A 14,276-nucleotide genomic window follows, 5' to 3' on the forward strand; every position below is an offset into this window, starting at 1 on the left:
CTCACAAATAAATGGATTTATTTATAAGGAAAGAGAATGAAATTACGCAATTAATACTTGAACACCCATATTTTCAAGATATTCTTGATAGCTTAGTGGGATGTTATTATCTGTAACTAATACATCTATTTGATTTGCTTGGCAAATAACGAAATTACTATACTGCCCAAATTTACTTGAGTCAGCGACTACAATCACTTGATCTGCGGCATCACACATTAAACGGTTTAATTGAGCTTCTTGCTCATTAAAGGTTGTTACTCCTTTTTGCAAATCAAAGCCATCAACACCTAAGAAGACTTTATCAAAGCGATAGTGTTGCAAATTGTTATCTGCCATTACTCCCGAAAACGACATCGCATTTTTCCGTAAAACCCCACCAGTCATTCTTACTTCAACGTTTGGACAAGAAACCAATGCCATTGCGACATCAAGTCCGTTTGTCAATACTGTCAAGTTAAGATCATTGATATGATTTACGATTGCTTTCGTTGTTGTTCCTGAGTCTAAAATTACTCGTTCGCCTTCTTTTAATAAAGACGCTGCAAGTTTTCCAATCCGTTGTTTGAGTTCGGGATAATTATTACGTTTATCGGCAACAGAAAGTTCTGCAATTAATCTAGAATTTAATACAGCAAAGCCGTGTGATCTCGTAATGTAGCCTTGTTGCTCTAACATATTTAGATCTGAACGGATAGTAACCGCTGACACTCCAAAATGCTGAGATAATGCTTCAACTCGATGACTGCCTGTTTTCTGTAATAACGCTAAAATATCAGAACGTCTTTCTACGCCACTTTTCATTTTCTCTCCTACATCAAAACAACCACTACAAACTACGATTGCTTTCGAAGTTAAGTTTATTTAAGCCAAAAACAAAAGCAATCGTAAACATTCGAAAATGAGGGCTAGATCACATTAATTTACATAAAAATAAAAAAAGCCAAACAGGGAGTGTTTGGCGTAAGGAAAAATGAATAAAATTTTCTTAGTTAACGACTGTTGTTCTGCGGTGACAGGTGTCCTAACAAAACAACAACATTGTAAACAAATGTATTTTAAAGTCAATAACAAACCATTTTGAACGATTATAAAAAGATCAACATCTGTTGTTAAGATAATGATATGCTTAATTTAAACGCAAAATTTACAATTCCACTTAAAAAAATAAATTTACTCTCCTGAAATTTTCAAACTTTCTAATAAAATCGAACCAGTTTGAATATTTGAACGATGCTCGATGTCATCCGCCACGGCAACCATGTTTTTGAACATATCTTGTAGTTTCCCTGCAATCGTAATTTCTGCAACCGGATATTGAATTTCACCATTCTCAACCCAAAAACCTGCTGCGCCACGGGAATATTCCCCTGTCACCCCATTGATAGCACTGCCAAGCATCTCCGTCACCAATAGCCCAGTTCCCATCTCTTTTAACAAGCTATCTAATCCACCCACTCGATTAGGCTTAACCAGCCAGTTATGGATTCCTCCTGCGTGCCCTGTGCTTTTCATTCCCAACTTTTTAGCACTGTATGTCGTTAGTAAATAAGTTTGTAACACGCCATTTTTAATAATTTGCTGATCTCGGGTATAAACGCCTTCACTATCAAACGGTGATGAAGCAAGCTGGCGTAGAAGATGTGGTTTTTCTTCTAATTCAAACCATTCAGGTAAAATTTGCTCACCTAATTTATCTTGTAAAAAACTCGCTTTACGATATAAAGCACCGCCACTAATCGCCCCCGCAAGATGCCCAATGAGCCCTGTTGCAATGTCATTGTAAAAAATAACAGGCACTTCACAGGTGGATAATTTTTGTGGATTTAAACGATCAACCGCTTTTATCGCCGCTTGACAACCAACCCATTCAGGCGAAGCTAACTGTTCAAATTGGCGAGAAATGGTGTATTCATAGTCTCGTTCTAGCTGATCTTCATAGGCAGAAATCACACTACAAGAAAGGGAATAACGGCTTGATAAATAGCTTTGCAACAACCCATGTGTGTTCCCATAAACACGAATACCACTATGAGAATTAAAGGTTGCACCATCACTATTTACAATGCGTTCATCACTATGTAGTGCATAATGTTCAGCTTCAATCGCAAGCTCTACCGCTTGATCGACATTAATCTCGGCTTGGTGATATAAATCTAAATCAGGTGCATCGAATGCCATCAGCTCTTTATCTGCTAACCCTGCACACTCATCTTCTGATGTATATTTTGCAATCGCTAAGGCTGATTCGACCGCTTGTTGAATGGATTTTGGTTGCAAATCTGATGTCGAAGCATTGCCTTTACGTTTGCCCACATAAACCGAAATACCCAATGAACCATCATTGTTAAATTCAATATTTTCTGTCTGTTCTAAACGTGTTGAAACAGAAAGCCCTGCGACTTTTGTCACACCCACTTCTGCCGTCGCACCTGCTTTTTGAGCGAATTCTAATGCCATTGCCACGGCATCTCTTAAGGTTTTTTCTTGATATTGGAGTTCTTCTTTTGTAGTCAATGACATAATTTTTCCTATGCAAGCGGTCAGATTCCGCTATTTTTTTGCAAAATTGGCTTGTTTTTAACGAATCCCGTCATTCTACCTGAAATTTCTGCTAGACTATGCAAATTTTTATGAAAGTGAAGGAATTATCATGGCTAGAAAACAGCGCGATGAAATTGATTGGACAGATAATGAAGAAGAAATTATCTGGGTTAGTAAAAGTGAAATTAAACGAGATGCAGAACATTTAAAAAAACTGGGAGCAAGTCTCATTGAACTGAATTCAGCAAATTTAGCGAAAATGCCTATTGACGATACGCTACGTGATGCAATCGAATTAGCCCAACGTTTACGTTTAGAAGCACGCCGTCGCCAAATTCAATATATTGGTAAATTATTAAGAAATGTTGATCATGAGCCAATTCAAGAAGCATTGGATAAAGTGGAAAATCGCCATAATCAACAACAAGCGTTACTGCATAAACTCGAATTGATTCGTGATGATCTTGTTGAAAATGGGGACAATGCCGTCAATGCCTTGGTCGATGAATATCCAAATCTCGATCGTCAGCATTTGCGTAATTTAGTACGTGCAACTCAAAAGGAAAAACAAGCGAATAAACCACCTAAAAACTATCGCGAAATTTTTCAATATTTAAAATCAGTCATTGTTGAACAGGAATAATTGCAAATGGAAAATATTTTTTATGTGCATATTGGTCTAGCATATATCAGCTTAATGCTATTGCTACTTCGTGGCATACTTTCAGCCAAAATGGTCGATTGGCGTGCCTATAAATTATTAAAAATTGCACCGCATATCACAGACACTTTACTGTTAGTCTCTGGTATTGCGATTTGGCTTTACTTTGCACTGGGGTTTCAGCCTTGGATTTTGGCAAAACTCTTCTTCTTAGTGATGTATATCTACTTTGCAACTAAAGCCTTTAAAAAAGGGCAACCGTTCTCTCTCAAACATTTTATCCTTTCCGTTGTCAGCTTCATGATGATTATGATGGTAGCAACAGTCAAATAATAAAGATAAAAGAAAAAGGCTAGGTAACAACCTAGCCTTTCATATCTAATTGATTAAATTAGAGTTTTGGACCTGCTGCAACTAATGCTTTACCTTCATCATTTGTTGCATATTGCTCAAAGTTTTTCACGAAACGACCCGCTAGATCTTCCGCTTTCGCTTGCCATTGAGCTTTATCTGCATAGGTATCACGAGGGTCTAAGATTGCTGGATCTACGCCTGGTAATGCTGTTGGAACAGCTAAATCGAAAATTGGTAACTGTTTGGTTTCTGCTTTTTCGATAGAACCATCTAAAATTGCGTCAATAATTCCGCGAGTATCTTTGATTGAGATACGTTTACCAGTACCATTCCAACCTGTGTTCACTAAGTATGCTTGCGCACCTGCTGCTTCCATACGTTTTACTAACACTTCAGCATATTGTGTTGGGTGTAATGATAAGAATGCTTTACCGAAACACGCTGAGAATGTTGGAGTTGGCTCAGTTACGCCACGCTCTGTACCTGCTAATTTCGCTGTGAAACCAGATAAGAAGTAGTATTTGGTTTGCTCTGGCGTTAATTTAGATACTGGTGGTAATACACCGAATGCATCAGCAGTTAAGAAGATCACTTTCGTTGCGTGACCTGCTTTTGATACCGGCTCAACAATGTTATCAATGTGATAAATTGGGTAAGAAACACGAGTATTTTCTGTTTTTGAACCATCTGCGAAGTCAATTGAACCATCTTCACGAACAACAACGTTTTCTAACAATGCGTCACGTTTAATCGCACGATAGATGTCCGGTTCATTTTCTTCAGAAAGGTTAATGGTTTTCGCATAGCAACCACCTTCGTAGTTGAATACGCCATCGTCGTCCCAACCGTGTTCATCGTCACCGATTAATTTACGTTTTGGATCGGTTGATAATGTAGTTTTACCTGTGCCTGATAAGCCGAAGAATACCGCTACATCGCCATCTTCACCCACGTTTGCTGAACAGTGCATTGATGCAATGCCTTTTAATGGTAACCAGTAGTTCATCAATGAGAATAAACCTTTTTTCATTTCACCGCCGTACCAAGTACCGCCGATTAATTGGATTTTCTCAGTAATGTTGAATGCTACGAAGTTTTCAGAATTTAAACCTTGCTCTTTCCAGTTCGGGTTAGTTACTTTTGAACCATTCATTACCACGAAATCTGGTGTGAAGTTCGCTAATTCCGCTTCTGATGGACGGATAAACATATTTTTTACAAAGTGTGCTTGCCACGCAACTTCTGTTACAATACGCACTGCAACACGGCTGTCTTTGTTCGCACCGCAGAATGCGTCAATAACAAATAGACGTTTATTTGATAATTGATTGGTAACAAGTTCTTTGATACTTTGCCAAGTTGATTGGCTCATTGGTTTGTTATCGTTTTTCACTGCATCGCTTGTCCACCAAACAGTGTCTTTGGTGTTTTCATCTAATACGATGAATTTATCTTTTGGTGAGCGACCAGTGAAAATGCCTGTATCAACAGCGACCGCACCTGAAGTCGTTAAACGTCCTTTTTCAAAACCTTCTAACTCAGGTTTCATCTCTTCTTCAAAGAGTTGTTCATAACTTGGGTTATAAACGATCTCTTTAACGTTAGTAATGCCTAAAAGTGCAAGTTCTTGTTCAACACGATTTAACATAGATTCACCTCATTATGATTAAAGATTAAATTTAAAAACTAGGGTAATTATAGAGTGATTCTCCAAAAAAAAATGTTACATACTTCAAATTTTTAAACATCTGTAAATAATTTTTTTGATCTAGATAGGTTTTTCTGCATTTCGTTGTAAAATAGTGTTGTCTTTTTATAGGAAATCATTATGCGATTATTAATTGTCTCACTTGCTCTCATTTTGGGCATATTTCAATACTTTTTTTGGTTTGGGCAAAATGGTTGGTTTGATTACCAACAGATTGAACAAAATGTGGCAGAACTAAAAGCTGAAAACGAAAAATTAGTTGCTCGTAATCAACTCATACAAGCAGAAATTGAGGATTTAAAACATGGCGTAAATGCCCTTGAAGAACGGGCAAGGCTTGATCGTGAAATGGTTAAACCGGATGAAACGTTTTATCGCATTGTCCCAAGAGAGCAACGTTAATGAATAGCAAGAGAAAAATCATTGCGATCATTCCTGCTTCTGGCGTAGGTAGCCGAATGAATGTGGCTGTGCCTAAGCAGTATTTGACTTTGTTGGGTAAAACGCTGTTGGAACATACGCTACAACCTTTTCTGGAACACCCTGCGATTAGCCAAATTATTGTGGCGGTATCTAAAGAGGATCGCTATTATGGCGATATTGATCTGCTTAAATCCGACAAAATCCAGATTGTGTTTGGGGGCGAAACACGCGCAAATTCGGTTTTTAATGCTCTCAATGCTATCACAGATGAAACCGCTTGGGCATTAGTGCACGATGCGGCTCGCCCTTGCCTTAAGCGGTCAGATTTAGACAAACTTTTACAGATTGAAGATAATCAAGGGGCAATTTTAGCAACCCCTGCAATTGATACGATGAAACGGGCTAATGGCTCGCAGATTGCTCATACGGAAGATCGTTCAACCCTATGGCACGCCTTAACGCCACAGTTCTTTCCAGCGAAATCGCTCAAAGAGGCTTTACAATCGGCTTTTGAGCAAGGCTTAACCATCACTGACGAGGCTTCTGCGATGGAATTTGCAGGCTTCCACCCGTTATTAATTAATGGGCGTAGCGATAACCTTAAAGTCACTCGTCCTGAAGATTTAGCTCTCGCAGAATTTTATCTAACAAGAGGATAATAAGATGATTAGAATTGGACACGGTTTTGATGTTCACGCTTTTGGACAAGATCGTCCATTAATGATTTGCGGCGTTGCCGTTCCCTATCATACAGGCTTTATCGCCCATAGTGACGGTGATGTTGCTCTACATGCTTTAACCGATGCTCTGCTTGGCGCTGCTGCTCTTGGGGATATTGGTAAGCTCTTTCCTGACACGGATATGCAATACAAAAATGCCGACAGCCGTAAATTATTGATTGAAGCCTACCGCCAAGTTCAAGCAACGGGTTATGTAGTGGGGAATGTTGATGTGACAATTATCGCTCAAGCCCCGAAAATGCGACCTTATATTGACCAAATGCGTCAAGTGATCGCCGACGATCTCAACTGCGATATTTCTTGCGTCAATGTAAAAGCCACAACCACGGAAAAATTAGGTTTTACTGGACGTGGCGAAGGCATTGCTTGTGAAGCAGTGGCATTACTTGTCAAAAAATAGCAAAGAAAAAACCCATTTAAAAACATTCTGCTGAACACTTTTAAATGGGTTTTCCCCTTTGCGATGTTTCGCATTACGCTGATAACTTCCTTTACCTTTGCGGTTTCGCTCTATTCGACTTCTAAACAGTTTATCCGTCACCAAGGCTTTAATTGCACTCTCTTGAATTTCACCACGCTGATGGGCGTAGCATTCTGATTTTGTTGATTTTTTCATTATTTTTCCTTTTTGTTAAAACAAGAATGATATATCTTCGTTGTTGTTAGAAGATATGTGCGAAATTTTGCCAAATTTCTGTTTAATTGTATATATGCACAGATAAAAAAACGGTATAATCTATTACATTATTCCGCCTAAATTGAACTTCTTTTCAATACAAGCGGTCTGAATTAAGCAGAATTTTACAAAATCCAAAGAGGTGAATATGAAAAAAGAAGAAGTTGGACACCATTTCTTAGCTCGTTTGGGTAAAACACGTTTACGCCCAGGTGGCAAAGTAGCAACGGACTGGCTCATTGCAAATGGCGATTTTCGTAAAGATAAAAAAGTGCTTGAAGTTGCTTGTAATATGGGAACGACCGCAATCGAAATTGCTCAACAATTTGGTTGCCAAGTGATCGGTATCGATCTTGATGAAGAAGCCTTAGAAAAAGCACAACAAAACATTAAAGAGCATAAAGTTGAAGAATTAGTGCAAGTTCAGCGTGCAAATGCCACCAAACTGCCATTTGAAGATAATAGTTTCGATATTATTATCAACGAAGCAATGCTGACCATGCTACCGCAAGAGGCCAAAGAAAAGGCAATTCGTGAATACCTGCGCGTATTAAAGCCAAATGGTTTATTACTCACTCACGATTTACTTATTGATGGAGATAATCGAGACGAAGTGATCGCTAAGTTACGTGATGCGATTAATATCACCGTAGCACCATTAAATAAGCAGGATTGGAAAGATACATTCCTTCATTGTGGCTTCCGCAATGTTGAAACCTTTAGCGGTGAGATGAGCTTATTATCGCCAAAAGGATTGATCCAAGATGAAGGTGTATTAGGGGCAATGAAAGTGGTCGGTAATGCGTTAAAACCAGAAAACCGTGATACTTTCAAGAAAATGTTCCAGACCTTTAATGACCCTGAAAATCAACTGGGCTTTATTGCAGTTTGTAGTCAAAAATAAAAAATGGGTACGCTGGGCGTACCCTTTTATCATCATAACAATAAATAAACGCAAAACACGACAGGATAGATTATGTTTGAAATGTTCAAGGATTGGTATAAACAGAAATTTACTGATCCACAAATTGTCGCACTTCTTGCCATTTTAATTATCGGCTTTGGGACGATCTACTTTTTTAGTGATCTCTTAATGCCCCTTTTGATTGCCATTGTTTTTGCCTACCTTTTAGAATGGCCTATCCGCTTTCTAACCACCAAACTCAAATTACCAAGAATACTCAGCTTAGTGATTGTCTTAGGCGGATTTATTTCTCTCTCTGTCTTTTTGTTTGTGGTAATGCTTCCAAGCCTGTGGAATCAAGCAATGACCTTCCTAAAAGATCTGCCTAGCATGTTTAATTTACTCAATGCATGGCTAGAAGCACTGCCAGAGCATTATCCAGAATTGATTGACTATGCAATGCTTGATTCCTTAATGGCAACGGCAAAAACAAAGATCCTTACCTTTGGCGACTCCTTATTATCGTTTTCATTCAATTCCCTTGTTAGCCTTGTCGGATTAGGTATTTATGCATTTTTAGTACCGTTGATGGTCTTTTTCTTACTTAAAGATAAAGCCCTATTTTTACGCTCTGTTTCTCGCTTTATGCCGAAAAATCGCCGATTGGCTACTCGTGTTTGGGGGGAAATGCAATTACAAATCGCCAACTATATTCGTGGAAAATTTTTAGAAATTCTCATTGTTGGCGTTGCAACTTATATTATTTTCCTTTTCTTTGATTTACGCTATCCATTATTACTCTCAGTAGCGGTCGGTTTATCGGTATTAGTGCCTTATATTGGTGCGGTATTAGTGACAATTCCTGTTGCGTTAGTTGCACTCTTTCAATTTGGCTTATCCCCTGATTTCTACTACTTGCTACTTGCTTTTGTGATTAGCCAACTTTTAGATGGCAACCTTGTTGTGCCATTTTTATTCTCAGAAGCGGTAAATTTACACCCATTAACGATCATCGTTGCCGTGATTATTTTCGGTGGCCTTTGGGGGTTCTGGGGGGTATTTTTTGCTATTCCTTTGGCAACCTTGGTAAAAGCGGTCATTAATGCTTTACCCGCAAATACAGACATTGAAGAACAAGGATAAAACATGCTGCCTCGTCATCCACATTTAAAATCTATAAATCGTGTTGTTGCTATTGGTGGCGGACATGGATTAGGTCGTGTCCTTTCTTCTCTTTCATTTTTGAAAGAAAATTTAACAGGTATTGTCGCAACAACCGATAATGGGGGTTCAACAGGCAGAATTCGCCATCAACATGGTGGAATTGCATGGGGAGATTTACGCAATTGCTTAACCCAAATTACCGTAAAACCTACCGTAGCTTCAGCGCTTTTTGAATATCGTTTTAGTGGTTCTGGAGAATTGTCAGGTCACAATTTGGGTAATTTGATTCTCAAAGCATTGGAAGATATGAAAATCCGCCCTTTAGAGGCTCTAAATCTTGTCAGAGACTTATTACACGTTAAAGTGGGCTTAATGCCGATGTCAGAATCTCCTGTTCATTTAGTTAGCCATATTCATGATGGAACAACAGTATTCGGTGAAGTTTCTATAGATGCTTCATCAGAAAAACCATTAGCGCTTTCCTTAGAACCTTGCGTAGAGGCGACACCTGAAGTCCTTGATGTCATCAAACAGGCAGAGCTTATTATTTTAGGTCCTGGCAGTTTTCTAACGAGTATCATGCCAACACTTCTGTTACAAGAAGTTGCACAGATGATTAATGAAAGTCATGCTAAAGTGATTTTTATCGACAATATTGGTAAAGAAAAAGGGGTTGCAGGGGATTTTTCTTTATCTGAACGCGTAACTTGGATTGAAAACCAAATTGGATTAGGCCGATTAAATGGTGTTATCACAACCCCTAGTGAAAATAGTGAATTACCTAGCTATATCAAGGTATTACAACGAGATTTACATGCCGATGATGTCACGTATCGCCATGATCGATATAAACTCAGCAAGGCTATTGATGAAATCGCGAGTTCACTTTAAACTTGCAAGCGGTAAGATTTCACTATAAATTTGCAAATTTTAAATTTCACTTAGGGACACTTCATGAGTGTCCCGCTTTATTTGATTAATTAAGGAACTGTTGTGCGTGTAACCGATTTCCATTTTGACCTACCTGATGAACTTATCGCTCGTTACCCAACGGCTGAACGAAGTGCAAGCCGTTTACTTTATCTCAACGGCAATACAGGCGAATATCAAGATCAACAATTCAATGATTTACTTGAACATATCCATAGCGGTGACTTACTTATTTTTAATAACACTCGTGTTATCCCTGCTCGCCTTTATGGACGCAAAGCCAGTGGCGGTAAGTTAGAAGTATTGGTGGAACGTGTATTAGACGAACATCGCTGTTTAGCCCATATCCGTTCATCAAAAGCCCCGAAAGAGAATGCTGAAATCTTTCTAGGGGAAGATAAATTAGGCGAAGGAAATGGCTTTAAAGCGATAATGGTGGCTCGTCACGATGCGTTATTTGAGCTAAAATTTGAAGAAGCACAGCCTTTATTCGATCTGCTACAACAGGCAGGGCATATGCCACTACCGCCTTATATCGACCGTCCAGATGAAGATGCCGACCAAGAGCGTTACCAAACGGTGTATAGCAAAGTGTTAGGTGCAGTAGCAGCCCCAACGGCAGGCTTGCATTTTGACCATCAAATGCTACAAAAACTACAAGAAAAAGGGGTACAAACCGCCTTTGTTACCTTACACGTCGGGGCTGGCACATTCCAACCCGTGCGAGTAGAAACAATCGAAGAACATAAAATGCACGCAGAATATGCCGAAGTATCGCAGGACGTTGTCGATAAAATTCTTGCCACCAAAGCACAGGGCAAACGAGTGATCTGCGTTGGCACAACTTCGGTTCGCTCTATCGAAAGTGCAGCACAAGCGGCAGAAAAAGAAGGTAAATTAATCACCCCATTCTATTCAGACACGGCAATTTTTCTATATCCAGGAAAAACATTCCGTATCGTTGATGCCCTAGTCACCAACTTCCACTTGCCAGAATCCACCCTAATTATGCTAGTTTCTGCCTTCGCTGGCTTCAAAAACTGTATGAACGCTTATCAACACGCCGTTGAAAGTCAATACCGTTTCTTTAGCTACGGCGATGCGATGTTTATTACGAAAAATGAAAATGCGTTGGGGGATGTTCCAGCCTTATCTTAAGGAAACAGCATATTGTGGTTTAAGATTAAGTGCTTGCATTATTCTCATCACAGTATCAAAACGTGGTTTAGCACCGTTTGAAAGGGATTTATAAATGCTTTCTCGTGCTAAACCTGTTTTTTGTGAAATCTCTGTAATACCTTTTGCTCTTGCTATATCACCTAAAGCAACAATAAAATCATTGCTATCTCCTGTTTCAGCAATTTCTGTCAAATAGATAGCAATTGCTTCGTCACTATCAAGATATTTCACAATGTCAAAACGATTTGTTTCAATCATTTTTTTCTCCTACATTTTGTAACTTTAATTGTGCAAAAAGTACTTTTGCTCTTTCAATATCAGAAGATTGAGAAGATTTGTCACCACCATTCGTTAAAATATAGGTAATTTTACCTATTTGCCCATAGTAAATCCGATAACCTTGTCCGATGTCCAATCTCATCTCATAAACTCCGCCTGTATTAGGTAATAATTTATGATCGCCAAAATTTCCATTTTGAGCGCGACGGATCCGTGTTGCAATCTGTACTTTTGCTTTTAAGTCCTTAAGATTATCTAACCAATTGTCAAAGATAGATGTGGTTTCAATAACATTCATTTTTTCTTCCTAGTGTTATATTGTAATCGTTTGGCTACAAAACTCAACTTATTCATTTGCCCCTATCCCCTGATACCAAGGACTAAAGCGGTTTCTTGCGGTGGAAATGTTGTAATTATCTGAATAAAAATCGACTTGGATCATTCCCACTTGAGCAGTATTAAGCCACTTCACTTGATACTGCTCAAGCCGTTGAATAACTTGACTATTTGGCATTTTCCACGGGTTCCAACGCCCAGCCGAAATAATCGCCCAAGTGGGTTGGGTGTGAGCTAACAAAGTTTGGCTGGTACTGGTTTTACTGCCGTGGTGTCCTACTTGAAGAAAATCGATCTTACCGATCTGGCTTGCATATTGTCGTTCTTCCGCAATCCCACTATCCCCAGCAAGAAGCAATCTATATTGCCCTATCGACACTCGTAATACACAAGAGTGTTCATTTTTAGCTCGCTCACTGAGTTGCAAAGGATAAATCGCCTCAAGGTACATTGTGCCGAATTGCCACTGATTGCCTGCTACACAAGGCTCTGCAACTTGGCGACTATAATGATTTTTACCCGAAAGGATCAAACGTGCATTTGGGTAGGCTTGCAGTAATGGCAAAACGCCCCCTGCGTGATCGTTATCATCGTGGCTAACAAAAATAGCTTCAACCACTATCCCTTCACGGCGTAAATAGGGCAGTATTTCCAATTCCGCCATTGTGCCACCTTGCCACGCAACACCTGTATCATAAAGAATAGCTTTCTGTTTGCCTTGATGTTGATAAATCAATCCCATTGCCAACCCTTGCCCCACATCAAAATTCACCCATTTTACAAGCGGTGGTTTAAGTGTATCTTTTACAAAATGAAATCCGATCCACAATCCTAAAAGCAATGCTACGGTTGCCACCCCATAACGAATAGAAAAACGTTGCTGAACAGCACCATATAATCCCATTAAAATCAATAAATTAAGGCATATTAATCCCCATTGTTGAGCGACACTTAAATAGAGCCAATGGTGGGAAAATGGCTCAATCCACGCTATTCCCCACGTTGCAATTTGATGGCAAAGCCACCAAGTTTGAAATAGGTTATCTGTTAATAAACTAAATAAAATCAATGGGATAAGAATAAAGCTATAAAGTGGAACAATGATAAGATTGGCTAACAAAGCAAAAGGCGATGTGCCATCAAAAAAACTAAGTTGGATCGGCGAAAACACCAGCCAAATGCCTAACTGTAAATGAAACAGCTCTAACAGCAACTTCATCACTCGATTTTGCATATTTTTGACAAAATCAAACCGCTTGAGTGGAAAAGCCTGATACCAAATAATTAGACTAGCAACAGCCAAAACAGAAAGCCAAAAACTATCGGACAGTAACGTCAGCGGATCAAAGACAGCCAACAACACCACGCCACGAAGCCATAACTGCCACGGTGTATAATGGCGACGAGCATATTGCACCAGCAAAACCAATGAAATCGCCACCATTGCCCGTACCGTTGGAATTTGAAAGCCTGCCAAAAAGCTATATCCCAACGCCACACACCACCCTACTCCCCTTGCAAAATACAAGGACAATCCCACCGCTTTCAGGCAACGAAACCGCAATAATAGCCACTGCCCAGCTTTCGCCACCCAAAAAGCTAACAGATACACCAGAACAATATGTGAGCCTGAAATTGCAATTAGATGTGCGGTTGTTGTTTGTTGAAAGATCGCCCAATGGCTTTGACTTAACCACGCCCGTTCACCAAAAGCAAGGGCGAGCAGTAACCCTTGTGTTGCAAAAGGGGCGGTCTGCTCTCGCATACGATCAAACCAAGTTGCACGCCAGCTTTGTTGTTCACCTACTTTTACTGCTTTTTTGACCGTAGCTGTTGCTGAAATATGCTGAGCCACATACCATTTTTGTCGATCAAAATTGCCATCATTTAAGCGAGCGGACAAAGGCTTCAATGCCAGTTCCGCGTTATAACTTGCTTCCAGTATCAATGGCGTATCTGCTTGCCAATTAACATAAACATAGCCCCCATTAGCACGCTCTACGATAGCAGTTTGATACTCCTGCTGTTTTAAAATTTGCTTAACTAACACCAGCTCTTGCACCTTAACAGCGGTCTGTTCCTGATGTTTTTTTGCAAGTTGCAGAATATGAGCGTAACTCACCGCTAGCACACCGCCCAACAGCAAGATCCCCAATTTCTCACGCAATAATCCCCATAATGCAAGGGCAAGAGAAAATACCACCACATAGCCAAGCCACGAAGCAGGCAGAACAATCAACGGCAATAAACCGAACAATAGCGTTAAACAGACACGATCAATAGACATCATCAATATACCTAATCAAAGAGATCACAGTATGCCAATGACGAAAAGAGAGAGAAAAGTAGAAAAATGACGTTTTTCGACGGGGATCACA

General features: G+C 39.5%; 16 protein-coding genes. 9 read left to right on the forward strand and 7 right to left on the reverse strand.

Annotated elements, in window-relative coordinates:
* Positions 1–42: 42 nt before the first annotated feature.
* Both agaR and pmbA read right to left on the reverse strand, forming a co-directional pair.
* The gene (gene agaR / locus EXH44_RS01070; RefSeq protein WP_162855895.1) at positions 43–804 is read right to left on the reverse strand and encodes a transcriptional repressor AgaR; all 762 of its coding nucleotides are present in this window, start codon (positions 802–804) and stop codon (positions 43–45) included.
* Positions 805–1,173: 369 nt separating this feature from the next.
* Positions 1,174–2,523 (reverse strand): metalloprotease PmbA, encoded by a 1,350-nt coding sequence (gene pmbA, locus EXH44_RS01075; RefSeq protein ID WP_162855896.1) that lies wholly within the window; start codon positions 2,521–2,523, stop codon positions 1,174–1,176.
* Between the two features lie 130 nt (positions 2,524–2,653).
* Here pmbA and yjgA point away from each other — a divergent pair, with 130 nt between their 5' ends.
* On the forward strand, positions 2,654–3,187 hold the full coding sequence (gene yjgA / locus EXH44_RS01080; RefSeq protein ID WP_162855897.1) for a ribosome biogenesis factor YjgA: 534 nt from the start codon (positions 2,654–2,656) through the stop codon (positions 3,185–3,187).
* Between the two features lie 6 nt (positions 3,188–3,193).
* Entirely contained in the window at positions 3,194–3,538 is a 345-nt protein-coding gene (locus EXH44_RS01085; protein WP_162855898.1) for a SirB2 family protein, read from the forward strand.
* A gap of 58 nt (positions 3,539–3,596) precedes the next feature.
* Here the strand turns inward: EXH44_RS01085 and pckA are convergent, their stop codons facing one another.
* Positions 3,597–5,207 carry a phosphoenolpyruvate carboxykinase (ATP) gene (gene pckA, locus EXH44_RS01090; protein WP_162855899.1) on the reverse strand — a complete coding sequence of 537 codons (1,611 nt, stop codon included), beginning with the start codon at positions 5,205–5,207 and terminating at the stop codon, positions 3,597–3,599.
* 180 nt (positions 5,208–5,387) lie between these two features.
* On the opposite strand from pckA, the gene ftsB reads away from it, so the two are divergent.
* The 3 genes from ftsB to ispF are packed head-to-tail and all read left to right on the forward strand — an operon-like array spanning position 5,388 to position 6,830.
* Positions 5,388–5,669: a cell division protein FtsB gene (gene ftsB / locus EXH44_RS01095; protein ID WP_162855900.1), complete on the forward strand. Its 282-nt coding sequence runs from the start codon at positions 5,388–5,390 to the stop codon at positions 5,667–5,669.
* Positions 5,669–6,349, forward strand: a complete 681-nt coding sequence (gene ispD, locus EXH44_RS01100; protein WP_162855901.1) for a 2-C-methyl-D-erythritol 4-phosphate cytidylyltransferase — start codon at positions 5,669–5,671, stop codon at positions 6,347–6,349. Before ftsB ends, ispD begins: the two co-directional genes overlap by 1 nt.
* Positions 6,350–6,353: 4 nt before the next feature.
* The gene (gene ispF, locus EXH44_RS01105; RefSeq protein ID WP_135673329.1) at positions 6,354–6,830 is read left to right on the forward strand and encodes a 2-C-methyl-D-erythritol 2,4-cyclodiphosphate synthase; all 477 of its coding nucleotides are present in this window, start codon (positions 6,354–6,356) and stop codon (positions 6,828–6,830) included.
* On the opposite strand, the gene EXH44_RS01110 is transcribed toward ispF, so the two are convergent.
* Positions 6,813–7,046, reverse strand: a complete 234-nt coding sequence (locus EXH44_RS01110; protein ID WP_162855902.1) for an alternative ribosome-rescue factor A — start codon at positions 7,044–7,046, stop codon at positions 6,813–6,815. The two genes, ispF and EXH44_RS01110, sit on opposite strands and share 18 nt — an antisense overlap.
* A 208-nt stretch (positions 7,047–7,254) precedes the next feature.
* On the opposite strand from EXH44_RS01110, the gene EXH44_RS01115 reads away from it, so the two are divergent.
* From EXH44_RS01115 to queA, 4 genes are all read left to right on the forward strand, one after another.
* Complete coding sequence (locus EXH44_RS01115; protein WP_162855903.1) at positions 7,255–8,010, forward strand: class I SAM-dependent methyltransferase; 756 nt, start codon at positions 7,255–7,257, stop codon at positions 8,008–8,010.
* Positions 8,011–8,082: 72 nt separating this feature from the next.
* Positions 8,083–9,153 carry an AI-2E family transporter gene (locus EXH44_RS01120; RefSeq protein ID WP_162855904.1) on the forward strand — a complete coding sequence of 357 codons (1,071 nt, stop codon included), beginning with the start codon at positions 8,083–8,085 and terminating at the stop codon, positions 9,151–9,153.
* A gap of 3 nt (positions 9,154–9,156) precedes the next feature.
* Positions 9,157–10,065: a gluconeogenesis factor YvcK family protein gene (locus tag EXH44_RS01125; RefSeq protein WP_162855905.1), complete on the forward strand. Its 909-nt coding sequence runs from the start codon at positions 9,157–9,159 to the stop codon at positions 10,063–10,065.
* Positions 10,066–10,167: 102 nt separating this feature from the next.
* Positions 10,168–11,262 (forward strand): tRNA preQ1(34) S-adenosylmethionine ribosyltransferase-isomerase QueA, encoded by a 1,095-nt coding sequence (gene queA / locus EXH44_RS01130; protein WP_162855906.1) that lies wholly within the window; start codon positions 10,168–10,170, stop codon positions 11,260–11,262.
* Here the strand turns inward: queA and EXH44_RS01135 are convergent.
* From EXH44_RS01135 to EXH44_RS01145, 3 genes are read right to left on the reverse strand one after another with little or no spacing between them, the layout of a single operon-like run.
* Positions 11,254–11,541: an addiction module antidote protein gene (locus EXH44_RS01135; RefSeq protein WP_162855907.1), complete on the reverse strand. Its 288-nt coding sequence runs from the start codon at positions 11,539–11,541 to the stop codon at positions 11,254–11,256. The genes queA and EXH44_RS01135 overlap by 9 nt on opposite strands.
* A complete protein-coding gene (locus EXH44_RS01140) occupies positions 11,534–11,860 on the reverse strand; it encodes a type II toxin-antitoxin system RelE/ParE family toxin (protein WP_162855908.1) in 327 nt (108 codons plus the stop codon). The genes EXH44_RS01135 and EXH44_RS01140 overlap by 8 nt, the downstream gene beginning before the upstream one ends.
* A 48-nt stretch (positions 11,861–11,908) precedes the next feature.
* Positions 11,909–14,185, reverse strand: a complete 2,277-nt coding sequence (locus EXH44_RS01145) for a DNA internalization-related competence protein ComEC/Rec2 (RefSeq protein WP_162857503.1) — start codon at positions 14,183–14,185, stop codon at positions 11,909–11,911.
* Positions 14,186–14,276: the final 91 nt, after the last annotated feature.

Origin of the sequence: Actinobacillus indolicus (genome assembly GCF_004519515.1) — a bacterium.
Lineage (GTDB): Bacteria > Pseudomonadota > Gammaproteobacteria > Enterobacterales > Pasteurellaceae > Glaesserella > Glaesserella indolica_A.